This window comes from Bradyrhizobium diazoefficiens, from assembly GCF_016612535.1.
In the GTDB taxonomy this organism is placed as follows: domain Bacteria; phylum Pseudomonadota; class Alphaproteobacteria; order Rhizobiales; family Xanthobacteraceae; genus Bradyrhizobium; species Bradyrhizobium diazoefficiens_C.
The window spans coordinates 358,255-385,172 of record NZ_JAENXS010000002.1; the positions used below are offsets into that span (position 1 = coordinate 358,255).

Consider the following 26,918-nt stretch of genomic DNA (forward strand, 5'->3'; position numbering starts at 1 on the left):
CCACCATTCTCACGCCGCCTCGAGATCCAGATCCACCCACACCGGCACGTGGTCCGACGGCTTCTCCCAGGCCCGCACATAGCTGTCGATGCCGACATTGGCGAGCCGGTCGCTGGCCTGCGGCGACAGCAGCAGATGGTCGATGCGCAGCCCATGATTCTTCTGCCAGGCCCCGGCCTGGTAGTCCCAGAAGGTGTAGAGCCCGGGCTCGTCGGTGACGGCCCGCAAGGCATCGGTCAGGCCGAGGCCGAGCAGGGACTGAAAACTCTCCCGTGTCTCCGGTTTGAACAGGGCGTCCTCGGTCCAGGCGGCTGGATTGTGGACGTCGCGGGCATGCGGAATGACGTTGAAGTCGCCTGCGAGGATCAGCGGCTCTTCGGTCTTGAGGCGCTCCTTCGAATACTCGAGAAGTCGCGACATCCATTTGAGCTTATAGGGATATTTCTCCGTCCCGACGGGATTGCCATTGGGCAGATAGAGGCAGGCGATGCGCAGCACCCCGCGCTTGAGCGTCACCACGCCCTCGAGGAAGCGGGCATGGGCGTCCTCGTCATCGCCGGCGAGCCCCGATGTGGTCTCGTCGAATTTGAGCTTCGAGAGCAGGGCGACGCCGTTGAACGTCTTCTGCCCGTGGGTGATGACGTTGTAGCCCAGCGCCTCGATCTCCAGCCGCGGAAAGGCCTCGTCGACACATTTGATCTCCTGGAGGCAGACGATGTCCGGCTGGCACTCCCTGAGCCATGTCAGGAGAAGATCAATCCGCTGCCGGACCGAGTTTACGTTCCAGGTGGCAACTCTGATGGGCATGTCGGGGAGCTCCAGGCAGGGGCCATGGTTAGAACAAACTGCAAACGCGCCCGTCAAGGACGCCGCAAAATCTCCCACAAAATTAACCCGGCTTAAGCCGACCGCAGGCCATTGATACGGAAAAGGTTCCGCGGATGGGATGGCCGGACAAATCCTCGACACAGACTGAGCCGCGTGACGGCCTGATCGGCGCGTTCCTGTATTGGCTCGGCGGCTTCGAGATCGAGGATGGCCTGACCGCCGGTCTCAGCGAGCGCGAGCTGCGCCGCATTCGCGCCAGGCAGATCGACGCGGTGACGCGGGCCATCCCCGTGACGATGGCCGTCACCATGCTCAACGTCGCCATCGTGCTGATCCTGTTCTGGGGTAGAGGCTGGAACGACTTCCTCGCGATCTGGGGCCTGACGCTTGCCGCCACCGGCTCGCTCGCGGTTCGTGCGTGGCGCCGGTCGCATCAGAACCCGCCGCAGGAAGCGTCACGCCGCGCCGCGCGGCAGATGCTGCGGCAGGCATTTTTCCTCGCCGCGGTCTGGGGCACGCTGCCGCTCGCTTTGTTCAGCCGCCTCGAGCCGACCAGCCAGCTCATCCTGGCCTGCCTGATGGTCGGCATGATGTCGGGCGGCGCTTTCACGCTGTCGACCTTCCCGCGCGCAGGTCTCGTCTATCTCGCCACCATGACGGTTGCCTGCGCCGGCGCGCTGTTGCTGTGCGGCACCGGGCCGTACCTGATGACGGCGGTATTCCTGCTGCTGTTCGCGTTCTTCATGGCGCGCAACATCGTCTCGCAAGGCAATCTGTTCCTGGGCAATCTCAAGGCCCGGCTCGAGCTGGAACGCCAGACCGAGATCATTTCGCTGCTGCTGAAGGATTTCCAGGAGAACGCCAGCGACTGGCTGTGGCAGACCGACGCTGAAGGGCATCTGGTCGACGTTCCCGAACGCTTCGCCGACGTCGCGCAGCTGCCGCTTCAACTGCTGAAGGGATCGCATTTCGCCGACGTGCTCGACATGCTCTGTCCCGAGGACAAGGCGGCCGCCTACAATATCGTCGGCCTGATGGAGCATGCCGAGCCGCTGCACGAGATGAACGTCAAGGTCGTCGCCGGCGGCGAGGCGCGGCTGTGGTCGCTGACCGCGAAGCCAGCCCATGACCGCGATGGCCAGTTTCTCGGCTATCGCGGCTTCGGCCGCGACGTCACCGAGCGCTGGCGCGCGGAAAAGGCCGAGGCCGAGAGCCGCGCGAAGTCGGACTTTTTGGCGGTGATGAGCCACGAGATCCGCACGCCCATGAACGGCGTGCTTGGGCTCGCCAGCATGCTGCTCGAAACCAAGCTCGATCCAGAGCAGCACGAGGCCGTCACCTCGATTCGCGAATCCGGCGACAACCTCCAGCGCATCCTCAACGACATCCTCGATCTGTCCAAGCTCGAGGCCGGCCGCTTCGCGTTCGAGGCGATCGATTTTGCGCCGCAAACCCTGGTCGAGACGGTCGCGACCGTCGTGCGCGCGAGCGCCAAGAGCAAGGGTATCAGCCTCAAGATCGAGCTCGATCCGAACCTGCCGCCCGCGCTACGCGGCGATGTCGCGCGCATCCGGCAGGTGCTGCTCAACCTCGCCTCCAACGCCGTGAAGTTCACCGACCAAGGCGAGGTGACGATCAAGGCGACCTGCCAGGCGCGCCGCGACCTGCTCGCAACCGTCGAATGGACCGTGACCGACAGCGGCATCGGCATCGCGCCCGAGAAGCTCGGGCAGCTGTTCTCGGACTTCGCCCAAGCCGACGCCTCGATCAGCCGTCGCTTCGGCGGCACTGGCCTTGGGCTTGCGATCTCCCGGCGCATCATCGAGCAGATGGGCGGCACCATCGGCGTCACCTCGACACCGGGCGAGGGGTCGACCTTCCGCTTCACGCTGGTGCTGCCGTGGAGCCAGGCGCAAACGTCTGATCAGAATGCAGGCCGCGACGAAGCCGACGACCTCAAGGCCCGCATTGCCACCCTCGAACGGCCGTTGAAGATACTGGTCGCGGAGGACGATGCGGTCAACCGCATGGTCGTGAGCAAGATGCTCGGTGCCTTCGACGTCGAGCTGCGGGTCGTCACCGACGGCGTCGAGGCCGTCGCTGCCACCTCCGAAGGCGATTATGACATCGTGCTGATGGACGTGCGCATGCCCGAGATGGATGGCCTTGCGGCCACCCGCGCGATCCGCGCGGAAGGTGGACGCTTCGCAACCTTGCCGATCATCGCCCTGACCGCGAACGCCTTCCCCGAAGACGTCAGGATCTGCCGCGAGGTCGGCATGACCGACTTTCTGGCCAAGCCGCTACGCAAACCGGCGCTGGCCACAGCGTTGCTGCGCGCGCTGGACGGACACGTGATGACGGAAGACGCGCCGCTCCAGCCGGCGTTGATGCCAGTCGAGGTGGAGTGGACGGACGAGGAAAGGCAGTTGACGGGCGCGTAGGCGTTAGCCGCGTGCCTGAATATGCGTTTGGCACCAGTTGGCCGGACGCAGGCAATTCGGATGCGCCGTGTTATCTTGCCGCGCCATGCGCCTTGTTGCCCTGCTTCTCATCCTGTTCACAGCCTCTGCCCGCGCGGGCGACGGGCCGCTAATGAGCGCGCACATGATGTTGCCTGTCGTGATCTCCGGCAACAAAGTGTCGCTGGAAAGCTTCGTCATTCATCCTGATCGCCCCGGCAAATTTCCTCTCGTCGTGATCACTCACGGAATGCCTCACGGCTTCGGCGAAGAATTCTTCACTGAAATCCTCAACCGCTCTCCGGTCGACTACAGCAAGGCGGCCGTCGCCTTCGCGCAGCGAGGATATGCCGTGGTCTCGATCATGCGTCGTGGCTATGGCCGATCCGGGGGAGGGTTCTCCGAGTCTGCGCGGCAGGCCTGCGACTATCTTCCGGCTGTGCGCGCTGCCAGCGACGATATCATTGCGGCGGTCGCTTCACTGCGCAATGAGCCCTGGGTCGACGCTGAGCATATTGTCTTGCTCGGTCATTCGGTTGGGGGGCTCACGGTGATGGGCGTCGCCGCACAGAACATACCGGGGGTCGTTGGCGCAGTGAACTTTGATGGCGGTCGGAATAGCTTCTCCGCACCCAACCAACCTTGCTCGCCTGATCATCTGGTCGATACAGTCGCCGCATTGGGGCGCACAGCCCGTGTCCCCATGCTTTGGCTCTATGCCGAGAACGATCAATTCTACGGTCCAGACTTGGCACGGCGCATGTTCGCGGCCTACAGCGCTGGCGGTGCGCCCGCGCAGTTGCACGTGCTGCCTCCGTTCGAACCGAACGGCCACAACACCGTGATACTCGCGCCGGCAGACACCTGGTTTCCGGCCGTCGACCCGTTTCTTGAAAAGTTAGGTCTTCCAGCCAAGACTGTCATAGAGGCGCCGTTGTTCGCGCAGCTGCCAATCCCGCCGGGGGCTGTCGCCGTGTGCCAGGAATCATTCGCGGCCTACCTCGCCAATCCCGACGATGCCAAAGCCTTCGCGGTGAGCACGGGCGGCCACTGCGGGACTGGATTTGGCCGCACAGCTCTCGAGGCGCGCGAGCCTGCCTTAATGAAATGCAAGATCAATTCGCGCGGCGAAGATTGCAGTCTTTACGCCGTCGGACAGAAGCTTGCGGGGGATTGAACCACAGTCCACGCGATCCAGCGTAACGCGGCGCCGCTACAGTTTTCCATAGACCCGCCCGGCGACCGCCTTCAGGCGCTCGACCGAGCCGGACTCCGGATGCGGCTTGACCGGCGCGAACAGGATCGAAGCCTGCTTGCCGTTCTTCCAGACGAAGATGTTGACGGCATTGCCGTTGCCCTTGGTGCAGGAATGCTCGCCGAACGCCTCACGGCCGAGTTCGGGGATCGCCACGTGTTGGCAGGGACCTGCGCGTTTCATCATGCCGACGGCGGTGTCGCGCGAGGTCGCGATGACAGCGACGACCATGGTGTTGGCCTCCCGATCGAACATCATGCAGCTGCCGGCGCCGGTGCGCTGGACCTGCAGCGTGCTCGTGTCGAGGAAGCCGTCGGCATCCGCGGCGTTAAGCCATTCGCAATCGCCGAACCGCTCGCTGGTCCTGGTCACATTGCCAATGGCAATGCGCGCGACCTGGGTGAGGGGGCCGAGCAGTGCGTTGTCGGCGTGCCGGCCGATCGGATAGACGCCAATCTGGACAATGTAATCGCCGGACAGGGCAAGCACTGAGGCCTCCTGGCGCTGCGCATCCGCGGCGGTCGTCCCGCGCTGACCTTCATCGGCGATTTCCGACATCGCGCTCAGCGGCATGCGCTCACCAAGCGTCTTGACGAAGGTCGCATACAATTCCCTGGCGCGGTCCTTGTCCGGATTGCGAAACACGGTCAGCATCATCGTGTCGCCGCGCCCGGCCTGGTAGATGCAGCCGCGGCCGTCCTGATTTGAAATCAGCGACCATTTGAGCGCCGGCATCGCGCCGGCGAGCTCCTGGGCGCTGATGAAGGGGCAGGTCTCACTAGCGTGCGCGGGAGGCGCCGGGACGGCTGCGATGGCAAGGGGCAGGGCGAGGCAACTGAGCAGACGATTGATCATGCGCATTGGATAATTGACTACCGCTATTGGCGCGCCACGGCCGATGAAGACGGGCACTATTGCTTCGCCGTGGCGCTATGATGCCGCAGTCTGGCATGCTCTCCAAACGGCAAGGCTGCGATGGGCATGCTCGGACTTGTCGCGGCCGAAGATGGCTCGTGATATTGTGCGTTTGACAAGCGCTGGGGGAATTGGCGTGATGAGTGGGAGGCTGTCGGTGGAGAACGGGGGAATCTCAGCGGAAGCTATTGATAGAAGGCTCAGGTCAGAAAGCATCCTTCGAGCCGAGGGCGTACCTATCCTTGCCACACTACCCGTTATTGAGACCACGGCTGAGGCGCTGAAGCGATCAAAAGAAGAAGTCGCGCTGCGCACTCTTTGCGTCCTTTTCGTTGCTGCAAAGGGCGAGGGACTTGGGGAAGAGCTAGTTGAACAACTTCTGGAATCATATGAACTCCGGCCCCATCTGACTCCCAAGGAACTCGCCTTCGTACTGGAAAAGTCCCCCTCGCAGCACGACCGGATACAATTCACCTGGAGGCACGAAGCCGCGTGGGCTCTGCTTTGGGCATTGGGCTTCGTGGCCCAACTAGGCAAGCCAAGTCAGATTTGCGATGTGGGATTCGCCGCAGGGACAATGGCCGAAAGGACGACCTCTGAATTTATCGAGGACGCTAAACTTCGTCCGATCACTGACATTCTTGACCAGGCCGATCTGATCTACAGATACCACTGGGCTGTTAGAAACGCCCGTCTGAGAGGGCAGCAGGTACCGGCAGCTCTCGATCCTGGCGTGACGCAAGAAAGACACCACGCGTTGAACTGGCTGATCGGATGCGGTGAGCAAGCGTGGGATCATGTCACGACTGACACCTGACGCTCGACTGCGGCAGGAGCCGCTACGGCGTTGGGCTGTATCGAACCCGCGAGGTGTGTCCGGTCGAACCCCGACTTGGGGACCTCGCGATGATCACACCTTACCCCTGTTTTGCCCGACGCGTCAAATCATTTTCGCAAAAGCCGAAAAGCCTCGTCCCGGCTACTGTGCATGGGGTTGTTTTGCAGATTTTGAGTCGGGCTAGATCGAGAAGCTGGTGCCGCAGCCGCAGGAGGCCGTCGCGTTGGGGTTGTTGACGCGGAACGAGGCGCCGATCAGATCATCGACGAAATCCACCTGCGAGCCCGCCAAAAATGGCTGGGAGGCGGAATCGACCAGCACCACTGCGTTCTCCTGCTCGATCACGAGATCGTCGTCGCCGCGCGCGCGGTCGATATCGAACTTGTACTGGAAGCCGGAGCAGCCGCCGCCCTCGACCGAGATGCGCAGCATCGCGCCTGTGCCTTCGCCCTTGAGGATCTCCCCAATCCGGCGTGCGGCGCGGTCACTGATGGTCACGTCAGTCGTCATGGCTCGTCTCCGATAGTCCCGCGGTCATACCAAGTTCACTTGTCAGGTTCACCTGCCCAATTCATCTGGTATCCCGCGTCCGGCATAGTTAAGTGCAAGGATACGCAGAATCAAATGGATAGGGACTAAATTCGTCGTGTCCGTCGGAATGGCAGCCCCCCGCGCGCCCTATGCCTGCGACCCCGATCGCAGCCGCGGCCGACTGGTCACCGAGCCGCCGAGCCAGACCCGCAGCCCGTTCCGGCGCGATTGCGACCGGGTGATCCATTCCACCGCGTTCCGCCGCCTGAAGTACAAGACCCAGGTGTTCGTGTTCCACGAGGGCGACCATTACCGCACCCGCCTGACCCATTCGCTGGAGGTGGCGCAGATCGCCCGCGCGCTGGCCCGGCAGCTCGGGCTGGACGAGGACCTTACGGAAACGCTGGCGCTCGCCCACGATCTCGGCCATCCACCGTTCGGCCATGCCGGAGAGCGGGCGCTGGACGCCTGCCTGAAGGAGTTCGGCGGCTTCGACCACAACGCCCAGGCGCTCCGCGTCGTCGGCTCGCTGGAGCACCGCTATCCCGAGTTCGACGGGCTGAACCTGACCTGGGAGTCGCTCGAGGGCATCGTCAAGCACAACGGCCCGCTGACCGATCGCAGCGGCGCGCCGGTCGGGCGCTATCGCGAGCGTGGCGTTCCCGTCGGCATCGCCGACTATGTCAAGAGCTACGACCTCGAGCTCTGGAGCTTCGCCTCGCTGGAGGCGCAGGTCGCGGCGATCGCCGACGACATCGCCTATGACGCCCACGACATCGATGACGGCCTGCGCGCCGGGCTGTTCCACCTCGATGATCTCAAGGTCATGCCGCTCACGGCGGAGATCATCGCCGAGACCTCGGCGCATTATCCTGGCCTCGAAGACGTCAGGCGCGGCGCTGAACTGGTGCGCGAGCTGATCTCGCATCTGATCAGTGCGGTGTTCGCGGAGGCGCAGAAGAACATTGCCGCCGCCAGGCCGCAATCGGCCCAGGACGTGCGCCAGCAGAGCCGGGCGCTGATCGCGTTCCCCGCAGTGGTCGCCGAGGAGGAGGCTGCCATCAAGCGCTTCCTCTACCAGCACATGTACCGCCACACGCGGGTGATGCGGGTGATGGGCGAGGCGGAACAGATCCTGTTCGACCTGTTCGCGAAATACCTGACATCGCCGGCCGACCTGCCGCCGGAATGGCTGGTGGGGGCGGAGGCGGACGACGACGGCGACCGGGCCCGCCGGATCGGTAATTTCATTGCCGGAATGACCGACCGTTTCGCCCTGACCGAGCACCAGCGGCTCTTTGACTCGACCCCGGATTTGCGTTAGGCGGCGGCCATGCCCGACACATCCTCAGCACCGCATTTGTTCGCCGACGTGCTCGCACGCGTGCACGCCGTCTGCCGCGCGCTCGCCGCGGAGGCCAAATGGCCCGAGGGCATCGATTTCGCGCGTGTGGTGGTCGAGCCGCCGCGCGATCCGACTCATGGCGACATGGCGACCAACGCCGCCATGGTGCTTGGGAAAGAGGCAAAGGCCAAGCCCCGCGACCTCGCCGAGCAGATCGCCGAACGGCTCCGCGCCGATGCGCTGATCGAGAAGGTCGACGTCGCCGGTCCCGGCTTCATCAATTTGACGCTAAAGCCTGCCGCCTGGGCCGAGGCCCTGCGGACGGTGCTGCGCGAGGGCGCCGATTACGGCCGCGTCCGCGGCGGCTCCAAGGTCAATGTCGAATACGTCTCGGCCAATCCGACCGGGCCGATGCATGTCGGCCATTGCCGCGGCGCCGTGTTCGGCGACGCGCTGGCGAGCCTGCTCCAGTTTGGCGGCCACGATGTCACGCGTGAATATTACATCAACGATGCCGGCGCTCAGGTCGACGTGCTCGCGCGCTCCGCCTTTCTCCGCTATCGCGAGGCGCTCGGCGAGGACATCGGTGCCATTCCGGAAGGCCTCTATCCCGGCGATTATCTGAAGCCTGTTGGTGCGGCGCTGGCGCAGGAGCACGGCGACAAGCTGCTTGCGATGAGCGAGGCGCAGTGGCTGCCGACGGTGCGAGCCAAGGCGATCGCGATGATGATGGACGAGATCAAGGACGATCTCGCCGCCCTCAACATCCGTCACGACGTGTTCTTCTCGGAACGCTCGCTGATGGAGACTGGCAACAACAAGGTCGCCGAGACCATCGATTTCCTGAAGGCCAAGGGCGACATCTACGAAGGCCGCCTGCCGCCACCGAAGGGCGCACCGGTCGAGGATTGGGAGGACCGCGAGCAGCTGCTCTTCAAGGCGACCGCTTACGGCGACGACGTCGATCGTCCGCTGATCAAGTCGGACAATTCCTACACCTACTTCGCCTCAGACATTGCCTATCACAAGAACAAGTTCGACCGCGGCTTCGCCGAGATGATCGACGTCTGGGGCGCCGATCATAGCGGCTACATCAAGCGCATGCAGGCGGCGGTGAAGGCGACCACCTCCGGCAAGGGCGCGCTCGACGTCAAAATCGTCCAGCTCGTGAAGCTGCTGCGCAATGGCGAGCCGGTGAAAATGTCCAAGCGTTCCGGGGACTTCGTCACCTTGCGTGAGGTGGTGGATGAAGTCGGCCAGGATGCCGTCCGCTTTATGATGCTTTACCGGAAGAACGATGCGGTGCTGGATTTCGACCTCGCTAAGGTCATGGAACAGTCGCGCGACAATCCGGTGTTCTATGTTCAGTACGGCCACGCCCGCGGCCACTCGATCTTCCGCAACGCGCGGGCCGAAATGTTCCCGGAACTGCCGGGGGATTCGGACAGGCGGATCGCGTGGCTGGGTGAGTCGGCGGTGGAACGGCTGTCGGACCCCGTTGAGCTCGATCTTCTTAAGCGCCTCGCAATTTATCCGAGGATGCTGGAAGCCGCCGCCGCGGCCCATGAGCCGCACCGAATTGCCTTCTATCTCTATGACTTAGCGAGCGAATTTCACGCACTTTGGACGAAGGGGCGCGATTTGCCCTATTTACGCTTCATTATCAATAATGATGCAGATCTAACGAAGGCGCGACTGGCCATGGTCCAGGGCGTCGTCTCTGTCCTGGCATCGGGCCTCGCCATCCTCGGCGTCCATGCCCCGGACGAGATGCGGTAGTTTGGGGCGAACTACTTAAGGGGAATTTTGGGGGTACCGGCAGAAGCCGGATCGCTTAGACTTGGTTGAAAGCCTTGTGGGTCGAAAGCCGCGCCTTGGTCGAGGGGCGCGCGGCTTTCCCGAAGGGACGCATCATCACGATGGCCGATCGATATCAGGACAGACCTTTCGCTTCCGATGACTATGGTCGCGGTGCCGACCAGCATGGGAGGGTGGAGAGCGATCCCTTGGCCGAACTCGCCCGCCTGATCGGGCAGACCGATCCCTTCGCGGCGCAGGGGCGGCCGAGCCCGCGTCCGCCGGCAGCGCCTGCGCCCACGCAGAGCTATCACGAAGACGATTATCCGCAGGACGACTACCAGCAGGACTATGCCGAGCCGGCGCCGCCGCCTCAGCCCGGTCCGCCCTCATGGATGCGGCGCGCCAATGTGCAGCCGGCGCCCACTCCCGAGCCTGACTATCCCGTCTCAGTAAACCCTGTTCATCCATTGCATCGCTATTCAGCCCAACCGACCGCACCCGAGCCTGATCTTCATCAGCCGCAGCCCTATCCGGATCACGCGTATCAGGACCGGGTTCATCAGCCGCAGGCCTTTCATCAGGAGCAGGGCTACGAGGCGCCCTACGAGCAACCCGATCCGGCACGCTACGATGACGCGCTCTACGGCCGGCTGGAGGGCGAGCAGGATTTCCAGCGTGAGCCGGCCTATCCGGACGATCCCTACGCGTTCCAGAGCGACTATCCCGAGGCCGACCTCGATGAGCCCAGGAAGTCGCGCGGCGGCATGATGACGGTCGCTGCGATCCTTGCACTCGCCGTAGTCGGGACCGGCGCCGCCTTCGCCTACAAGACCTATGTCGGCTCGCCCCGCAGCGGCGAACCACCGATCATCAAGGCCGATAATACGCCGACCAAGATCGTGCCGGCACCGTCGGACTCCTCGGCCAAGGTGCCGGACCGCATGATGAGCGGTGACGGCAGTGAGAAGATCGTGCCGCGCGAGGAGGCACCCGTCGACGTCAACGCCAAGGCGGCCGGCCCGCGTGTGGTGTTTCCGCCGCTGAATCCGAATGCGAACCCGCCGCCTGTTGCGAGCGTGTCACCGTCCGCCGTTCTGCCGCCGAGCGCCAGTCCGATTCCAAGCAACGGGACGATGCCGAACAGCGCGCCACGCTCGATCAAGACCGTGGCGGTGAGGGGCGATCAGACCGACAGCGCCGTGCCGCAAGGCGCCGCGCCGTCACCCGCGAGGCCGGTCGCGCCGCCGAAGCCGGTCGCCGCGCCGCGAACACCGCCAACCTCGGCCAATGCCAGTGTCAACCAGCCGCTCTCGCTGGCGCCCCAAGCCGCGCCCGCCGAGCCGCCGCAGCGCATGGCTGCGACCAATCCGACGCAGATTGCGCCCGTGAGCAGCGGCGGCTTCGTCGTGCAGGTCTCCTCGCAGCAGAGCGAGGATAGCGCGCACGCCTCGTACCGGGTGCTCCAGAGCAAATATGGCAGCGTGCTCGGCTCTCGCTCGCCGGTCATCAAACGAGTCGATCTGACCGACAAGGGCAAGGGAATCGTCTACCGCGCCTTCGCAGGTCCCTACGGCTCGGCCGAAGAGGCTGTGCAGGCTTGCAACAACCTGAAGTCTGCGGGCCTGCCGTCCTGCTTCGTCCAGAGGAATTAGCGGCGGTTTCCTTGACCCCCTGCCGGGGCAGGGGTAATCGGCCCCATGAGCAGGCGGGCCTTCATTACCGTATCCGGAACGGAGCTGACCGCCGCTGAGCGGGAGTTTGCCCGCAGCGAGCGCCCATGGGACTTCAATCGCTTCAGGCGTAGCGTCGAGATTTCGACCCAAGTTACGGCAATAGCTGAGGAAGTGACGGCGACGCGGGTTATCGGGGCCAATCTCGTTGGCCTCAGCATTCCCGTGGATGGCGTGGCCGACCCCGCCCATCCGTCGACGACTTCTGCGACAATGATCTCTCAGGTGATTCGCAGTGCAGTCGGGTTCCAGGGTTTATTAATGAGTGATGACGTGCCGATGATGAACGCGCTGGCGGGAAGCGTTGGCGACCGGATTCGCGCCATGTTCGCGGCCGGCTGCGACACGACGCTTCACAGCAACGACAATGCGAAATTGGGCGCATCGATTGCACGGGTAACGACGGCATCCGCATGACCGCAGAAATCCTATCGTTTGAAACCGGCCGGCCCGCAGAGCTCGCCGAGGGCGAGCCGGCGTTGGTGGTTGACGTCGAGGGCTATGAAGGCCCGCTCGATCTGTTGCTCGCGCTGGCGCGGCAGCAGAAGGTCGACCTCGCCAAGATCTCGATCCTCGCGCTGGCCGACCAGTACCTCCACTTCATCGAGGCCGCGCGAAAGATCCGGCTGGAGCTTGCCGCCGACTATCTCGTCATGGCCGCCTGGCTCGCCTTCCTGAAGTCGCGCCTGCTGCTGCCGGAGCCGCCGAGCGCGGACGGTCCGAGCGCCGAGGAAATGGCAACCGCGCTCGCCAACCGTCTGCGCCGTCTGGAAGCCATTCGCGAAGCCGCCAACCGGCTGATGAACCGGCAGCAATTGCTGCGTGACATTTTCCCGCGCGGCGAGCCCGAGCAGATCGCCGAGATCAGGCATCCGAAATACACGGCGACGCTGTACGATCTGCTCACGGCCTATGCCTCGCAGCGCCAGTCGCGCGTGCTGGCGAGCGTGCATCTGGCCAAGCGCACGGTGTGGTCGCTGGCCGAGGCGCGCGCCACGCTGGAGCGGCTGGTCGGCAGCATCACCGAACAGGACGACTGGGGTGTCCTCGATGATTTCCTGGTCCGTCACGTCGCCGATCCGACGCAGCGCGCGACGGTGTTCGCCTCGAGCTTCGCCGCCGCGCTCGAGCTGGTGCGTGAAGGTCAGCTCGAGTTGAACCAGAAAGAGGCGTTTGCGCCCATCTATTTCCGGAAGGGGCGCCCGAAACCGGTTCCGGACGCAGCTCCCGCGCCCGATGCGCCGGTCGCTTAAGTGCAAGAAGGAGAAGCTGCCATGGCAAGCCTGGCTGAAGTGCGGGTAGAAGAGGCCGAGCCGATGGAGAACGAATCCCAGGCACGTCCCGAAGAATTGCGGCTGCTGGAAGCGCTGCTGTTTGCTTCGAACGAACCGCTGGATACCGCGACGCTGGCCAAGCGCATGCCGGAGGGCGTCGATGTCAAGGCCGCACTCGAACAGCTCCAGGCAGACTACGCCTTGCGCGGCGTGAACCTGGTGCGGGTCGCCAACAAATGGACGTTCCGCACCGCGGGCGATCTCGCTTGGCTGATGACCCGCGAGAGCACGGAGACCCGGCGCCTGTCGCGGGCCGCGCTCGAGGTGCTTGCGATCATCGCCTATCACCAGCCGGTGACGCGCGCCGAGATCGAGGAGATCCGCGGCGTGATCACCTCCAAAGGAACTCTCGACGTGCTGCTGGAGACCGGCTGGATCAAGCCACGCGGCCGCCGCAAGACGCCCGGCCGTCCGCTGACCTTCGGAACCACTGAGGACTTCCTGTCGCAGTTCACCTTGGAACAGCTTGGCGATCTGCCGGGGCTGGAGGAGCTGAAGGGCACGGGCCTATTGGATTCGCGTCTGCCGACCGGCTTCAGCGTGCCGACGCCGTCGGACGACCCGGCGTTGCGTGAGGACGAGGATCCCTTGGAACCGGGCGAGGACCTGGATCTGGCGCTGGCGCCTGCCGTCGAGCCGGAGACGCCGCCGGAAGGTGGTAACGAGGGCGGCGAAGAAGGCTGAGATTCCGGCCTTTTCCCGGCCCCCTGCGACCGGTTAACACTAGCAGGATTACGTAGCGCCAACAGCGAATTGGCGCTGCCTTGGTCCTTGTTTTTGACGCCTGCGAAGCCTACGTTTCGTCGTAGATCGGCCGGGGTCCCGGCCATGCGCGTTTGGAGGGTTGCAGGATGGGTTCGCTTAGCATTTGGCACTGGATCTTGGTGATCGCAGTGGTCCTGCTGCTGTTCGGCCGCGGCAAGATTTCGGATTTGATGGGTGACGTGGCGCAGGGCATCAAGGCTTTCAAGAAGGGGATGCAGGACGACGACAAGGTCGCCGACAAGCCCGAGCCGTCCAAGTCCATCGAGCACAATGCGGCGCCGACCGCGGCGCGATCCGACGTCGGCAGCAAGGCCGTCTGAGCCAGAAAGCACGCGAGACGCGGGTAGCGGCCTGGATCCTGCGCTTGAGGGATCGGGCCGATTGTGGTTTCGCGTGAACGGAAGACGTCATGTTCGACATCGGGTGGAGTGAACTGGTTCTGATCGGGGTCGTGGCCCTGGTCGCCATCGGCCCGAAAGAGCTGCCGGGCGTGCTGCGCATGGTCGGTCAATGGATGGGCAAGGCCCGCAAGATGGCCGCCGAATTCCAGGGCCAGTTTCAGGAGGCCATGCGCGAGGCCGAGATGGCCGACCTCAAGAAGAGTTTTGACGAGGTCAAGGAAGCCGCCTCCGGCTTCACCGGCGGCAATCTGATGACCTCGCTTCAGAAGGATGTCAGCGACGCGCTCCGCGTTGACGCACTCGACAAGCCGACCGAGACGTCCACGACCGCTGTAGCTGAAACGCCGACGACCTCAAGTGAGGCGCCGACGACTTCAACTGAAACTGTGACGATCCCGACGACGCCGGAAGCTCCGACGCCGGAGACCTTCGTGAAAGCCGAGGCGGCGGTGAACGAACCGCTCGCGATCACCCGCGAGGTCGAGCCTGCACCGGTCAGCCAGGATACCGCGCCATCCGAGGCGATCAAGGACGCCAAAGCGTCATGAGCGACGCCGAGATCGAAGCCAGCAAAGCCCCCTTGATGGACCATTTGATCGAGCTGCGCTCGCGGCTGATCAAGGCGCTGCTCGGCTTCGGCCTGGCCTTCATCTTCTGCTTCTTCTTCGCCAAGCAGATCTACAACGTGCTGGTCTGGCCGTTCGTATGGGTCGCAGGCGCCGACAACTCGAAATTCATCTACACGGCGCTGCTGGAATATTTCATCACCCAGCTCAAGCTCGCGCTGTTCGGTGCAGGCTTCATCTCGTTCCCGATCGTGGCGACACAGATCTATGCGTTCGTCGCGCCGGGCCTCTACAAGCACGAGAAGCAGGCGTTCCTGCCCTACCTGGTCGCGACCCCGTTCTTCTTCGTCCTGGGATCGATGCTGGTCTATTTCGTCGTGCTGCCGATGCTGGTTCGCTTTTCGCTCGGCATGCAGCAGTTGGGCGGCGAGGAGACCGCGCAGATCCAGCTGCTGCCCAAGGTCGGCGAATATCTGTCGCTGACGATGTCGTTGATCTTCGCCTTCGGCATCGCCTTCCAGCTCCCGGTGATCCTTACGCTTCTGGGCCGGATCGGCATCGTCACGGCAAAAATGCTGCGTGACAAGCGACGCTATTTCATCGTGGTCGCCTTCATCATCGCGGCCGTGCTGACGCCGCCGGATATCCTCAGCCAGTGCTCGCTCGCGATCCCTCTGCTCGCGCTCTATGAGGGTTCGATCATCGCGGTGGCCATGGTGGAGAAGAAAGCGGCAGCCTCATCGCAGGCAAGCGGCACTGACGCGTCGTCGGACGCCAATCCAGCGGAGTAGGGCGCTTTTCGCTCTATCATATCGCTGCTCAGCCCATGATTCGTCATGCCCGGGCTTGACCCGGGCATCCACGACTTGATCTAAGGCGGCAGACACGTGGATGGCCGGGATAAACCCGGCCATGACGGGAAATCAGCCATGCACGACATCAAATCAATTCGCGACAATCCGCTAGCCTTTGACGCAGGCCTCGCACGACGGGGCCTGAAGCCGTTATCGGCGTCGCTGCTCGCGATCGACGAGAGGCGGCGGGCGTCGATCCTGGCCTCGGAGCAGGCGCAGGCGCGGCGCAATGCTGCGTCCAAGGAAATTGGCGACGCCAAGAAGACAAAGGACGAGGCGCGCGCGGCCAAGCTGATGGCCGAGGTTGCCGAGCTCAAGACCACGATGCCGGAGCTCGAAGCCGCTGCGAAAGCTGCTGACGACGAACTGATCAAAGAGCTGTCCGCGATCCCGAACATTCCGTTCGATGAAGTGCCCGATGGCGTCGATGAGCACGGCAACGTGCAGCACCACGTGTTCGGCAACAAGCGCAATTACGGCTTTGCGCCGAAGCTGCATGACGATCTCGGCACCGCGCTCGGCTACATGGATTTCGAGGCGGCGGCAAAACTCTCCGGCGCGCGCTTCGTCGTGCTGAAGAAGGGATTGGCGCGGCTCGAACGTGCGATCGGTCAGTTTATGCTCGACCTGCACACGACCGAGCACGGCTACATCGAAATCAACCCGCCGCTCTTGGTGCGCAACGAGGTGATGTTCGGCACCGGGCAGTTGCCGAAGTTCGAGGACGACCAGTTCTGGGCCATCAAAGGCGAGTTGCTTGCTTCGCCCGATCATGAGCGGCTGAAGACCGAGCGCCTCGGCCTGATCCCGACCGCGGAAGTGTCGCTCACCAACCTCGCACGCGAATCCATTCTCGATGAGAAGCAGCTGCCGATGCGCTTGACGGCGCTGACGCCGTGCTTCCGCGCCGAGGCGGGGGCCGCCGGGCGCGACACGCGCGGCATGATCCGCCAGCACCAGTTCACCAAGGTCGAGCTGGTCTCGATCACGACGCCGGAGACCAGCAAGGACGAGCTGGAGCGGATGCTGTCCTGCGCCGAGCAGGTGTTGCGGAAGCTCGACCTGCATTATCGCGTGATGACGCTCTGCGCTGGAGATATGGGTTTTTCGTCGCAAAAAACCTATGACATCGAAGTGTGGATGCCCGGGCAGGGCGACGGCGGCATGTTCCGCGAGATCTCGAGCTGCTCGGTGTGCGGTGATTTCCAGGCGCGCCGCATGGATGCGCGCTCGCGCGGCCCCGACGGCAAGCCGCGTTTCGTGCACACGCTGAACGGCTCCGGTACCGCCGTCGGTCGTGCGCTGATCGCGGTCATGGAGACCTATCAGCAGGAGGACGGCTCAATCGCGGTCCCCAGCGTGCTCCAGCCCTATATGGGCGGCCTGAAGGTCGTCGCGCGCGATTAGGGCGCGTTGCCGGTCGGAAACCCAGAAACGTTTGGTTGCGAAGATCGGGCGGCCGGCTATCCTGCCGGCCATCCGTCAACGCGAACCGAACGTCCATGGGCTTGCACAGCGACATCTTCTGGGTCGGCCGACAATGGGCGGTGACCGGCGCAGGCATTCAGGCCGTCGACCAGCGCTTGCGTGGCGTGCTGGACATCGACATCGCGCGGCTGTGGAACGATGCGCACGTGCAAAGCCGGCGTGCCAAGCCCGGCGTCAATGTCGAGGATTTTGATAAGGCGGTGATGATGGCGCGCGAGCGCTTTCCAGAGACGCCGGCATCGGCCCCGTTCCTTGCGCAGCTGAAGGCGCTCGGCGTAATTGAGGCACCCCTCGTCAGCCCAGTCGTGCCGGCGATGCATCTGCGCGCGGAAGGCAAGCTCGCGCGCTTCCTGCCACAATGGCGCGTCCGCCGTTAAGGCAAGTGGGATCAATTGCTGCGCTGCGACAATGAGCAGCGATTAGAGATGAGGTCCGCGCCGAAGCCGGTTTGCTTGATCGGCCGTAGCCGGATAAGACGGCCTGACTCCAGCTCAGGAATCGACCTCAGGCATGCGCATTCTCTGCACCAATGACGACGGCATCCACGCCCCCGGCCTCAAGGTCGTGGAGGAGATTGCACGTGCGCTGTCCGACGACGTCTGGGTGGTAGCGCCCGAGCTCGACCAGTCCGGCGTGTCGCATTCGCTGTCGCTGAACGATCCCCTGCGCCTTCGCGAAGTCGGGCCGCGACACTTCGCGGTGCGCGGCACGCCGACCGACTGCGTCATCATGGGCGCGCGCCATATCCTCGGCGCCAAGCTGCCCGACGTCGTGCTCTCCGGCGTCAACAAGGGCCGCAACGTTGCCGAGGACGTAGTCTATTCCGGCACCATCGCCGGCGCGCTCGAAGGCACCATCCTGGGCATTCCGTCATTCGCGTTGTCGCAGGAATTCAGCGTCGAGGCGCGCGAGCGGCCGCTATGGGACACCGCGCGTAAATTCGGCCCCGACATCCTGCGCAAGGTGATCAGGGCCGGCATCCCAAGGGATACCGTCATTAACGTCAATTTCCCTTCCTGTGCGCCGGAGGACGTGCAGGGCATTCGCGTCACGCGGCAAGGCAAGCGCAATCTCGGTTTCCTGCGGATCGACGAGCGCAGGGACGGTCGCAACAATCCCTATTTCTGGATTGGGTTCGAACGCACGGCGATGATGGACACGCCGGCCGAAGGCACCGACCTGGCGGCGCTACGTGCGCGCTATGTCTCGGTCACGCCGCTGCGGCTCGACCGCACCAATGAAGGGTTTTCCGCAGAGCTGAGCGCCACTCTCAAGTAGCCAAAGGGTCTGTAGCCCGGATGGAGCGAAGCGCAATCCGGGCCACGCCTCTCGAGATAGCGTCAGCCGCCGCGAAGTGCGGCTTCGATGGTCTTGCCAAGCGCGTCGAGCTGAAACGGCTTCTGCAGCGCGGGCCGGTCGCGATATTGTTCGGGCAAGCCCGATGAGCCGTAGCCGGTTGCGAAGATGAAGGGGCAGCCCTTGGCCTTGATCACATCGGCAACCGGCGAGATGACCTTGCCGTTGACGTTGACGTCGAGGATGGCGATGTCGAACTTGGTCGCCTGGGCGAGCCGCAGGGCCTCCGGGATATCGCCCGCCTCGGCGGCGATCTTGTAGCCGAGCTCTTCCAGCATATCCGCGACCATCATTCGGATCATGACCTCGTCCTCGACGAGGAATACAGAGCGGCCCGAAAGCCCTGTCGAAGCCATAACCTGGTCCTTGCCCATTCCTGAAAACGTTCGCAGATAACGCCCGGCGACGCAATGCACGCTTTGGCCTACAGAAACCTGCAAATAGCTTAATCTGTCGCAAGCCGATTGTGGTCAAGTGTTGCGCCGGAAGGCTATCATAGGTTCCTGAGCCGGAACAAGATTCTCGCCTGGGCCGTTGCGACGAAAGACCATCGATCCAACCCCTTCGAGACGAACGCAAACAGCAATGGCCTCCCATCAGCACCCGCCGGAAAAGATGATGTTTCAGCTCTCGCTGAGGCGTCGGGGCATCAGCGATCAGGCGGTGCTGCGGACCATGGAGGAGGTGCCGCGCGATCTGTTCGTCGAGGAGGCCGACCGCGACGCCGCCTACCGTGACAGCGCGCTGCCGATCGCGTGCGGGCAGACCATCAGCCAGCCCTTCGTCGTCGCCTACATGACCGAGCAGCTCCAGCTCCAGAAACAGCACCGCGTGCTCGAGATCGGCGCCGGCTCCGGCTACCAGGCCGCCGTGCTGTCGCGGTTGGCGCGCGAGGTGCTGACGGTCGAGCGCTATCGCAGGCTTGCAGATGCCGCACGCGCCAGGCTCGAAAAGCTCGGCTGTCACAATGTCGAGGTGATGCTCGGCGACGGCCTCGATTTGCCGCCGAACATCGGCCCGTTCGATCGCATCATCGTCACCGCCGCGGTGGAGCAGATTCCGGAGAACCTGGTTGAGCGGCTCGAGGTAGGCGGTATCCTGATTGCGCCGGTGGGCCCGCATCAGGGCGTGCAGACTCTGACCCGTCTCAGTCGCAGCGAGGCCGGGATCGAGCGCAAGGAACTCGTCGATGTCCGTTTCGTGCCGGCACTGCCCGGCGTGGCGCGAGAGCTGTAGAATTCCGGATTGGCTGCGCGTCCAACATCTTATTGGGAGGGTTAAGCCGTTATTTACTCGGCGCGTGTTTACTTAAAAGATCAGTTCTGTTGCGTACGAGTGAGTAACCATGTCTGTTGTCGCCGAGTTGCTTTACTCGCGCCGCGTGCCGCAGGTTGCGGTCTTGGCGCTGATCTCGTTCAGCTTTGCCGGGTGCAGTGCCGACATGCAGTCGCGGCTGTCCCAGTCGAATTTCTCGAATCCCTTCGCCTCTGAGCAGACCGGCTCGGTGCAGCAGGCCCCGCCGCCGCAGCGCGAGTTGCCGCAGTATTCGCGGCCGCAGACCCAGCCCGGCTATTATCAGTCCCAGCCCTTGCCGCCAGCGGTCGCCGCACCGCAATCCTATCCGGTTGCATCCGGCGGGGGCGTCTCCGGAGGTGGTCGCGGACTCGGCTCCTACTCGCCGCCGGCTCAGCCGCATCTCGAAACCACCGGCACCGTGCCGCCGCGTTCGGTTGCGGCCGCCCAGCCCGCCGGCGGGACCAAGATTATCGTCGGCACCAGCGATACGCTCGACGTGCTCGCCAAGCGTTATCACGTGACCCCGCAGGCGATCATGGCCGCCAACGGCTATAAGGGGCCGCGCGCGCTCTCGCCCGGCCAGCAGCTGGTCATCCCGCATCCCGGCGCAACGGCTGCTGCCCCGGCTCCTGTTGCTGCGGCTCCCGCGATGGCGCCAAAGCCGGTTGCCGCCGTCGCTGCACCGCCGAGCACCCACTTCGTCAATCGCGGCGACACCCTCGCCAGTATTGCCCGCAAGAACCATATCTCCGCAGCCGAGCTCGCCCGCGCCAACGGTCTCGCGCCGTCGGCAAAACTCAAGCTCGGTACCAAGCTGACCGTGCCGGGCGCCAGGACGGCGGCGGTCGCGGCGCCGTTTGCTCCGGCGCCTGTTGCAGCGGCTCCCGTGGCGGCTGCGCTGCAGCCCGTTGCTCCCGCACCTGCCACCAGGATGGCCGCTGTCGCCACGCCGGTTCAGAGCGCGCGCCTCGCCCAGGCCACCACCAATGTCGAAGACAAGACGGCCGAGACGCCAGCGAAAGCGGCAGAGACCACCAGCTCGCTGCCAACGTTCCGCTGGCCGGTGCGCGGCAAGGTGATCACGAGCTATGGCGCCAAGACCAACGGCAAGTCCAACGACGGCATCAATGTGGCGGTGCCCGAGGGTACGCCGATCAAGGCGGCAGAGGACGGTGTCGTTGCCTATTCCGGTAACGAGCTGAAGGGCTATGGCAATTTGGTCCTGGTTCGGCACTCCAACGGCTACGTCACCGCATATGCCCATGCGAGTGAGCTGTTGGTGAAGCGCGGCGATCCTATCAAGCGCGGCCAGGTCATTGCCAAGTCGGGTCAATCCGGGGAGGTGGCGTCGCCGCAGCTCCACTTCGAGATCCGTAAGGGATCGAGCCCGGTTGACCCGCTTCAATTCCTGAACGGGGCGTGAGGCCTACGCCTCAGCCGGGTACACTCCCGCGACATTCACGCTATCATCGTCCGCCTTGTGCGCAATTGCGCACTGGGGCGGACGATCCAGTATCCAGAGACAATCGTTATTGAGCCGATAGGCCGCGGCGTACTGGATTCCCGCCTGCGCGGGGAATGACAGTTGTTGGCGGGGCGATGCTGTTCGCTACTTCGCCGTCAGCTTCACGCCGAGCCGTCCTGCCAGCTCCTGCACGAACTGCCAGGCGACACGGCCCGATCGCGAGCCGCGCGTGGTCGACCATTCCAGCGCTTCGCGCTCCAGCGCCTCGTCGTCGACCTTGACGCCGAAATGGCTGCAATAGCCGCGCACCATAGCGAGATATTCGTCCTGGCTGCAGCGGTGGAAGCCGAGCCAGAGGCCGAAGCGATCCGACAGCGAGACCTTCTCCTCGACGGCTTCGCCGGGATTGATCGCGGTCGAGCGCTCGTTCTCGATCATCTCGCGCGCCAGCAGATGGCGGCGGTTGGAGGTGGCGTAGAGAATGACGTTCTCGGGCCGGCCTTCGATGCCGCCTTCAAGCACGGCCTTGAGCGATTTGTACGACGCATCATTTCCGTCGAAGGAGAGGTCGTCGCAGAACACGATGAAGTGGAAGGACGAGGCGCGCAGCTGCTCCATCAGCGCCGGCAGGCTCTCGATATCTTCGCGGTGGATCTCGATCAGCTTCAGTCTGTCGGCGGGCTTGCGGTCCGCGTTGATGCTGGCATGCGCCGCCTTCACCAGCGACGACTTGCCCATGCCGCGCGCGCCCCAGAGCAGAGCATTGTTGGCGGGCAGGCCGTTGGCGAAGCGCTCGGTGTTCTCCATCAGGATGTCGCGCATCCGGTCGACGCCCTTGAGCAGGAACAGCTCGACGCGGCTGACCCGCGACACGGCCGCGAGGCGGCCGTCCGGATGCCAGACATAGGCATCCGCCCGTTCGAACGACTCGCGCTCGACGGCCGGCTTGCCCTGAGCGGCGAGGTGGGCCGCAATGGTTTCCAGCGCGCGGACGATGCGCTCCTGGGAAACGTCCGGGGTTACCTTGGGAGCCGCCTTTAAGACCGCCTTGAGGCGTTTTGCCGCGACCTGGGCAGGCTTCGTGGCAGGGGTACGGGGGCCTTTGCCGGCCGGGCTTTTGCTTGGTTTTTTGGGCATGTCCGAAGTTCCTGAGAATGCAGCCTTATCGGGCCTGACGGCCCACCGCAAGGTGGCCAAATCGACGGTCTGGCAGCGTTGCAATTGGGGCGGTGGCCGCTATAGTCCGCGCGAATTTGACCGAACCGGTCGCCCTTCAGGGCCTGACCGGTTTTCCCCCGTTTCCACGAGGATCGTCCGAATGTTCATTACCCCTGCGTATGCCCAGGCCGCGGGCGCCGGCGACACCAACAGCATGTTGATGTCGCTGCTGCCGTTCGCCCTGATCTTCGTGATCATGTACTTTCTGATTCTGCGCCCGCAGCAGAAGAAGGTGAAGGACCATGCCGAGCTCGTGAAGAACATCCGCCGCGGCGACACCGTAGTGACCACGGGCGGCCTGGTCGGCAAGGTCACCAAGGTCGTCGATGACGACCAGATCGAGTTCGAGATTGCCGACGGCGTGCGCGTGCGCCAGATGCGGTCGATGGTATCCGGCGTGCGCGCCAAGGGCGAGCCGGCCAAGGACAGCGCGAAGGAAAGCGCCAAGGACGACGCCGCGGCGAAGTGAGCGCTTCCGCGAGTCTCTAGAAATCTCCTGATCTGACAGGTCCAGTCGATATGTTGTATTTCACGCGGTGGAAGGCGCTCGGGATTATCCTGACGGCGCTGATCGTGTGCCTCTGCGCGGTCCCGAACTTCTTCCCCGAAGCGCAGGTGAAGACCTGGCCCGGCTGGGCACAGCGCCGGCTCGTGCTCGGCCTTGACCTTCAGGGCGGTTCCTATCTGCTGCTCGAGGTCGATGCCAATTACGTGAAGAAGGAAAAGCTCGACCAGGTCCGCGACGACGTCCGCCGCACGTTGCGAGAGGCCAAAATCGGCTATACCGGCCTTGTCACGCGGGGCGATACTGTCGAGGTCCGGGTCAAGGACACAGATCTCCAGACGGCACTCGCCAAGCTGCGTGACCTCGCGCAGCCGATCGGCGGCCTGCTCGGGTCCAGCAGTCAGCGCGACCTCGACATATCCGATGCCGGCGGCGGATTGATCCGGCTGGCACTATCGGAGCCTGCCATGGTCGAGCGCATGCGCAAGACCATCGAGCAGTCGATCCAGATCGTCGAGCGTCGCGTCAACGAGCTCGGCACCGTCGAGCCGGTGATCCAGCGCCAGGGAAACGACCGCATTTTGGTGCAGGTCCCGGGTCTTCAGGATCCGACGCACCTGAAGCAACTGCTCGGCAAGACCGCGAAGATGGAATTCCGCATGGTCGACACCTCGGTGCCGCCGGACCAGGCGCAGCGCAGTGGAGTGCCGCCGGACTCCGAGCTGCTGATGAGCCAGAGCTCGCCGAAGGTGCCTTACGTCGTCAAGAAACAGGTGCTGGTCTCGGGCGCCGAGCTCACCGATGCGCAACCCGGATTTGACCAGCGTACCAACGAGCCGATCGTCTCCTTCCGCTTCAACTCCACCGGGGCCCGCAAATTCGCGCAGGCCACGCAGGAGAATGTCGGGCTTCCGTTCGCGATCGTGCTCGACAACGAGGTGATCTCGGCACCTGTCATTCGCGAGCCCATCACGGGTGGGCAGGGGCAGATCTCGGGCAGCTTCACGGTCCAGTCCGCCAACGATCTTGCGATCCTGATGCGCGCCGGCGCGCTGCCGGCGCCGCTCACGGTCGTCGAAGAGCGCACCGTCGGTCCGGGCCTCGGTCAGGATTCGATCGAGAAGGGCGAGCTGGCTGCCTATGTCGGCTCCATCATGGTCATCGTGTTTATGCTGCTGACCTACCGGTTGTTTGGCGTGTTCGCCAACATCGCGGTGGCCATCAACGTCGCCATGATCTTCGGCCTGTTGTCGCTGCTCAATGCCACACTGACGCTGCCCGGCATCGCCGGCATCGTCCTCACCGTCGGCATCGCGGTCGACTCCAACGTGCTCATCTACGAGCGCATCCGCGAAGAGCTGCGCGGCGGCCGCAACGCGATCTCGGCGATCGACGCCGGTTTCAAGCGGGCGCTGGCGACCATTCTCGATTCCAACATCACCACTTTCATCGCTGCCGCGGTGCTGTTCTACATCGGTACCGGACCGGTGCGCGGCTTCGCCGTGACGCTTGGCATCGGCATCGTCACCACGGTGTTCACCGCCTTCACGCTGACCCGGCTGATCGTGGCCGGATGGGTGCGGTGGAAACGGCCGCAGAGCGTGCCGATCTAGGAGCCTGATCGTGACTCACTATGTTCTCATCGGGCTGGGCATCCTGATTGCCGTCCTCACCGTCGCCTCGGTGTTCGGTCTTCTGCCCTCGCTGCGGATCGTCCCGGACGACACGCATTTCGACTTCACGCGCTTCCGCCGCATCAGCTTTCCGATCTCGGCGGCGCTGTCGATTGTCGCTATCACGCTGTTCTTCACCCACGGGCTGAATTTCGGCATCGACTTCCGCGGCGGCACGCTGCTCGAAGTGCGAGCCAAGTCCGGTACCGCCGATATCGGTGCGATGAGGACGACGCTGGATGGTTTGCGCCTCGGCGAAGTCCAGTTGCAGCAAATTGGCGGGCCGGCCGATGTGCTGATCCGCGTCGCGGAGCAGCCGGGCGGTGACGCCGCGCAACAGGAGGCCGTGCAGAAGATCCGCACCGCGCTCGGCGATTCCGTCGACTATCGCCGCGTCGAGGTGGTCGGCCCGCGCGTCTCCGGCGAATTGCTGGCCTACGGCATGCTTGGCCTCATGCTCGCGATCGTCTCGATCCTGGTCTATCTCTGGTTCCGGTTCGAATGGCAGTTCGCGCTCGGCGCCATGATCGCCAACGTGCACGACATCGTGCTGACCATCGGCTTCATGTCGATCAGCCAGGTCGACTTCGACCTGACCAGCATCGCGGCGCTTCTGACCATTCTCGGCTATTCGCTCAACGACACCGTCGTCATCTATGACCGCATCCGTGAAATGCTGCGGCGCTACAAGAAGATGCCGATGCCGCAGCTGCTGAACGAGTCCATCAACTCGACGCTGTCGCGCTCGATCATCACGCACTTCACGGTGACCTTGGCGCTGCTGGCGCTGCTGGTGTTCGGCGGTCACGCCATCCACAGCTTCACGGCGGTGATGATGTTCGGCGTGGTGCTGGTCGGCACCTATACCTCGATCTTCATCGCAGCGCCGATCCTGATCTATCTCGGCGTCGGCGAGCATCGCGAAGATGCGAGAGAAGGGGCTCCGCCGGCGAAGAAAAACAAGGCATGATCCGAACCGCATGCCCTCGCATGAGTTTGCGAGGGTAGTCAGCCCATTCGGACGAAGCTCATGGCCGGCGATCCCAACGCTCCCCATTTCCCGCACTCGGCGCCGATCGAGGCTTACGGCAAGGGCGGCTTCGCCTTCGCCGGCATGTCGCACCGGGGCTCGCTACTGTGCCTGCCCGACGCGATCTGGGCTTGGGATGTCACCGATCCCACCAGGATCGACCGCTATGCGCTGGATCGGGTCTTCGCTGCCGCCAATAGCATTGACACGCTCCTGATCGGGACCGGAACCGGCGTCTGGCTGCCGCCGCCGGCGCTACGACAGGCCCTGAAGGCTGTGAGGGTGGTGCTGGACACCATGCAGACCGGCCCCGCCGTGCGCACCTACAACATCATGATCGGCGAACGGCGGCGTGTCGCAGCCGCACTGATCGCCGTGCCATGAGCCGCGCCGAGACGCCGCCCGACTCGGTGACCTTCTGCGCCGACCTCGTGCGTGCCCACGACTTTCCGCGCTATATCGCGACGCTGCTCGCGCCCGCTGCCGAGCGTCGCGCGCTACTGGCGCTCTACGCCTTCAATGTCGAGATCGTCCGCGTCCGCGATCAGGTGAGTCAGCCCTTACCCGGCGAAATCCGTCTGCAATGGTGGACCGACATGCTGTCCGGCCATGCCCACGGCAGCGTCGAGGGCAATCCGGTTGCGGCTGAGCTGCTGCGGGCCATCCGTGCTTTCGAGCTGCCGGTCGAACCGCTATCGCTGCTCGTCGACGAGCACCAGTTCGATCTCTACAACGATCCGATGCCGACCATGACGGCGCTCGAAGGCCATTTGGCCGCGACCTGTTCGGCCTTGTTCGGGCTCGCGGCGCGGATCATGGGCGAAGTTTCCGATGCGGCCGAGCATCTCGCGCGGCACGCCGGGCTGGCGCAGGGCATCGCGCAGGTGATTGCAAATCTGCCACGAGATTCGGCCCACCGGCAGCTGTTCCTGCCGCAGCAATTCCTGACCAGCCATGGCTGTGGCATCGAGGAGGTGTTCGCCGGCAAGGAGACGCCCAATCTCAATGCCGTGCTCGACCACCTCATGAGTGAGGCGCGGCAGCATCTGGCGACGGCCTTCTCGCTGCTGGCGCAGCTGCCGCCGTCGGCGCGGCCTGCATTCCTGCCGCTGAGCCAGGCGCGGGCCGATCTCAATCGACTGTCGCGGCCGGGGCGCAATCCCTTCGCACCGCAGCCGGTGTCGCGGTTGCGCACGCTGTGGACGCTGTGGCGGGCTTCACGATCGCGGGAATTTACCAAATAGCGGTTGGCTTATCGCCCGA

General features: G+C 64.1%; 26 protein-coding genes and 1 pseudogene. 22 read left to right on the forward strand and 5 right to left on the reverse strand.

Translation table 11 applies throughout. From position 1 onward, the window contains the following. Positions 1-9: 9 nt before the first annotated feature. On the reverse strand, positions 10-807 hold the full coding sequence (gene xth, locus JJE66_RS18415) for an exodeoxyribonuclease III (RefSeq protein ID WP_200515720.1): 798 nt from the start codon (positions 805-807) through the stop codon (positions 10-12). 134 nt (positions 808-941) lie between these two features. On the opposite strand from xth, the gene JJE66_RS18420 reads away from it, so the two are divergent. Both JJE66_RS18420 and JJE66_RS18425 read left to right on the forward strand, forming a co-directional pair. Continuing rightward, positions 942-3,272, forward strand: a complete 2,331-nt coding sequence (locus JJE66_RS18420; RefSeq protein WP_200515721.1) for an ATP-binding protein — start codon at positions 942-944, stop codon at positions 3,270-3,272. A gap of 163 nt (positions 3,273-3,435) precedes the next feature. Next, complete coding sequence (locus JJE66_RS18425) at positions 3,436-4,467, forward strand: dienelactone hydrolase family protein (protein WP_246756456.1); 1,032 nt, start codon at positions 3,436-3,438, stop codon at positions 4,465-4,467. Between the two features lie 36 nt (positions 4,468-4,503). On the opposite strand, the gene JJE66_RS18430 is transcribed toward JJE66_RS18425, so the two are convergent. After that, positions 4,504-5,406: a hypothetical protein gene (locus JJE66_RS18430; protein ID WP_200515723.1), complete on the reverse strand. Its 903-nt coding sequence runs from the start codon at positions 5,404-5,406 to the stop codon at positions 4,504-4,506. 145 nt (positions 5,407-5,551) lie between these two features. Here JJE66_RS18430 and JJE66_RS18435 point away from each other — a divergent pair, with 145 nt between their 5' ends. Further along, a complete protein-coding gene (locus tag JJE66_RS18435; RefSeq protein WP_200515724.1) occupies positions 5,552-6,277 on the forward strand; it encodes a DUF4272 domain-containing protein in 726 nt (241 codons plus the stop codon). A gap of 201 nt (positions 6,278-6,478) precedes the next feature. Here the strand turns inward: JJE66_RS18435 and erpA are convergent, their stop codons facing one another. Continuing rightward, complete coding sequence (gene erpA, locus JJE66_RS18440) at positions 6,479-6,808, reverse strand: iron-sulfur cluster insertion protein ErpA (RefSeq protein ID WP_200515725.1); 330 nt, start codon at positions 6,806-6,808, stop codon at positions 6,479-6,481. Between the two features lie 136 nt (positions 6,809-6,944). Here erpA and JJE66_RS18445 point away from each other — a divergent pair, with 136 nt between their 5' ends. The 12 genes and pseudogenes from JJE66_RS18445 to surE all read left to right on the forward strand — a co-directional run bounded on the left by JJE66_RS18445 (position 6,945) and on the right by surE (position 18,390). Further along, positions 6,945-8,153, forward strand: coding sequence for a deoxyguanosinetriphosphate triphosphohydrolase (locus tag JJE66_RS18445; protein WP_200515726.1), 1,209 nt, complete (start codon positions 6,945-6,947; stop codon positions 8,151-8,153). A gap of 9 nt (positions 8,154-8,162) precedes the next feature. After that, positions 8,163-9,953, forward strand: coding sequence for an arginine--tRNA ligase (argS, locus tag JJE66_RS18450; protein WP_200515727.1), 1,791 nt, complete (start codon positions 8,163-8,165; stop codon positions 9,951-9,953). Between the two features lie 140 nt (positions 9,954-10,093). After that, entirely contained in the window at positions 10,094-11,626 is a 1,533-nt protein-coding gene (locus JJE66_RS18455; RefSeq protein ID WP_200518570.1) for an SPOR domain-containing protein, read from the forward strand. 258 nt (positions 11,627-11,884) lie between these two features. After that, positions 11,885-12,073 (forward strand): annotated as a pseudogene (locus JJE66_RS38970) (glycoside hydrolase family 3 N-terminal domain-containing protein); the annotation flags it as partial. 44 nt (positions 12,074-12,117) lie between these two features. Then, positions 12,118-12,957 carry a ScpA family protein gene (locus JJE66_RS18465; RefSeq protein ID WP_200515729.1) on the forward strand — a complete coding sequence of 280 codons (840 nt, stop codon included), beginning with the start codon at positions 12,118-12,120 and terminating at the stop codon, positions 12,955-12,957. A gap of 21 nt (positions 12,958-12,978) precedes the next feature. Then, entirely contained in the window at positions 12,979-13,722 is a 744-nt protein-coding gene (gene scpB, locus JJE66_RS18470) for an SMC-Scp complex subunit ScpB (protein ID WP_200515730.1), read from the forward strand. A 167-nt stretch (positions 13,723-13,889) separates the two neighbouring features. Then, positions 13,890-14,123 carry a twin-arginine translocase TatA/TatE family subunit gene (locus JJE66_RS18475; protein ID WP_200515731.1) on the forward strand — a complete coding sequence of 78 codons (234 nt, stop codon included), beginning with the start codon at positions 13,890-13,892 and terminating at the stop codon, positions 14,121-14,123. 89 nt (positions 14,124-14,212) lie between these two features. Further along, the gene (gene tatB, locus JJE66_RS18480) at positions 14,213-14,752 is read left to right on the forward strand and encodes a Sec-independent protein translocase protein TatB (protein ID WP_200515732.1); all 540 of its coding nucleotides are present in this window, start codon (positions 14,213-14,215) and stop codon (positions 14,750-14,752) included. Further along, complete coding sequence (tatC, locus tag JJE66_RS18485) at positions 14,749-15,561, forward strand: twin-arginine translocase subunit TatC (protein ID WP_200515733.1); 813 nt, start codon at positions 14,749-14,751, stop codon at positions 15,559-15,561. The genes tatB and tatC overlap by 4 nt, the downstream gene beginning before the upstream one ends. A 138-nt stretch (positions 15,562-15,699) precedes the next feature. Further along, positions 15,700-17,031, forward strand: coding sequence for a serine--tRNA ligase (gene serS / locus JJE66_RS18490; RefSeq protein WP_200515734.1), 1,332 nt, complete (start codon positions 15,700-15,702; stop codon positions 17,029-17,031). Between the two features lie 95 nt (positions 17,032-17,126). Next, entirely contained in the window at positions 17,127-17,489 is a 363-nt protein-coding gene (locus tag JJE66_RS18495; protein ID WP_200515735.1) for a hypothetical protein, read from the forward strand. A 133-nt stretch (positions 17,490-17,622) separates the two neighbouring features. Then, positions 17,623-18,390, forward strand: coding sequence for a 5'/3'-nucleotidase SurE (gene surE / locus JJE66_RS18500; RefSeq protein ID WP_200515736.1), 768 nt, complete (start codon positions 17,623-17,625; stop codon positions 18,388-18,390). Between the two features lie 62 nt (positions 18,391-18,452). On the opposite strand, the gene JJE66_RS18505 is transcribed toward surE, so the two are convergent. After that, positions 18,453-18,824, reverse strand: a complete 372-nt coding sequence (locus tag JJE66_RS18505) for a response regulator (RefSeq protein ID WP_200515737.1) — start codon at positions 18,822-18,824, stop codon at positions 18,453-18,455. Between the two features lie 229 nt (positions 18,825-19,053). Here JJE66_RS18505 and JJE66_RS18510 point away from each other — a divergent pair, with 229 nt between their 5' ends. Both JJE66_RS18510 and JJE66_RS18515 read left to right on the forward strand, forming a co-directional pair. Then, the gene (locus JJE66_RS18510) at positions 19,054-19,704 is read left to right on the forward strand and encodes a protein-L-isoaspartate(D-aspartate) O-methyltransferase (protein ID WP_200515738.1); all 651 of its coding nucleotides are present in this window, start codon (positions 19,054-19,056) and stop codon (positions 19,702-19,704) included. 109 nt (positions 19,705-19,813) lie between these two features. Further along, on the forward strand, positions 19,814-21,187 hold the full coding sequence (locus JJE66_RS18515) for a LysM peptidoglycan-binding domain-containing M23 family metallopeptidase (RefSeq protein WP_200515739.1): 1,374 nt from the start codon (positions 19,814-19,816) through the stop codon (positions 21,185-21,187). Between the two features lie 186 nt (positions 21,188-21,373). Here JJE66_RS18515 and JJE66_RS18520 read toward each other — a convergent pair whose 3' ends face one another. Next, positions 21,374-22,366 carry an ATP-binding protein gene (locus tag JJE66_RS18520; RefSeq protein WP_200515740.1) on the reverse strand — a complete coding sequence of 331 codons (993 nt, stop codon included), beginning with the start codon at positions 22,364-22,366 and terminating at the stop codon, positions 21,374-21,376. Between the two features lie 181 nt (positions 22,367-22,547). Between JJE66_RS18520 and yajC the strand changes: the two genes are divergently transcribed. The 5 genes from yajC to JJE66_RS18545 are packed head-to-tail and all read left to right on the forward strand — an operon-like array spanning position 22,548 to position 26,899. Then, a complete protein-coding gene (gene yajC, locus JJE66_RS18525) occupies positions 22,548-22,916 on the forward strand; it encodes a preprotein translocase subunit YajC (protein WP_200515741.1) in 369 nt (122 codons plus the stop codon). 50 nt (positions 22,917-22,966) lie between these two features. Further along, entirely contained in the window at positions 22,967-24,565 is a 1,599-nt protein-coding gene (gene secD, locus JJE66_RS18530; RefSeq protein WP_200515742.1) for a protein translocase subunit SecD, read from the forward strand. Between the two features lie 10 nt (positions 24,566-24,575). Further along, a complete protein-coding gene (secF, locus tag JJE66_RS18535) occupies positions 24,576-25,595 on the forward strand; it encodes a protein translocase subunit SecF (RefSeq protein ID WP_200515743.1) in 1,020 nt (339 codons plus the stop codon). Between the two features lie 60 nt (positions 25,596-25,655). Further along, positions 25,656-26,039: an Mth938-like domain-containing protein gene (locus tag JJE66_RS18540; protein ID WP_200515744.1), complete on the forward strand. Its 384-nt coding sequence runs from the start codon at positions 25,656-25,658 to the stop codon at positions 26,037-26,039. Beyond that, positions 26,036-26,899: a phytoene/squalene synthase family protein gene (locus JJE66_RS18545; protein ID WP_200515745.1), complete on the forward strand. Its 864-nt coding sequence runs from the start codon at positions 26,036-26,038 to the stop codon at positions 26,897-26,899. Before JJE66_RS18540 ends, JJE66_RS18545 begins: the two co-directional genes overlap by 4 nt. Positions 26,900-26,918 lie beyond the last annotated feature (19 nt).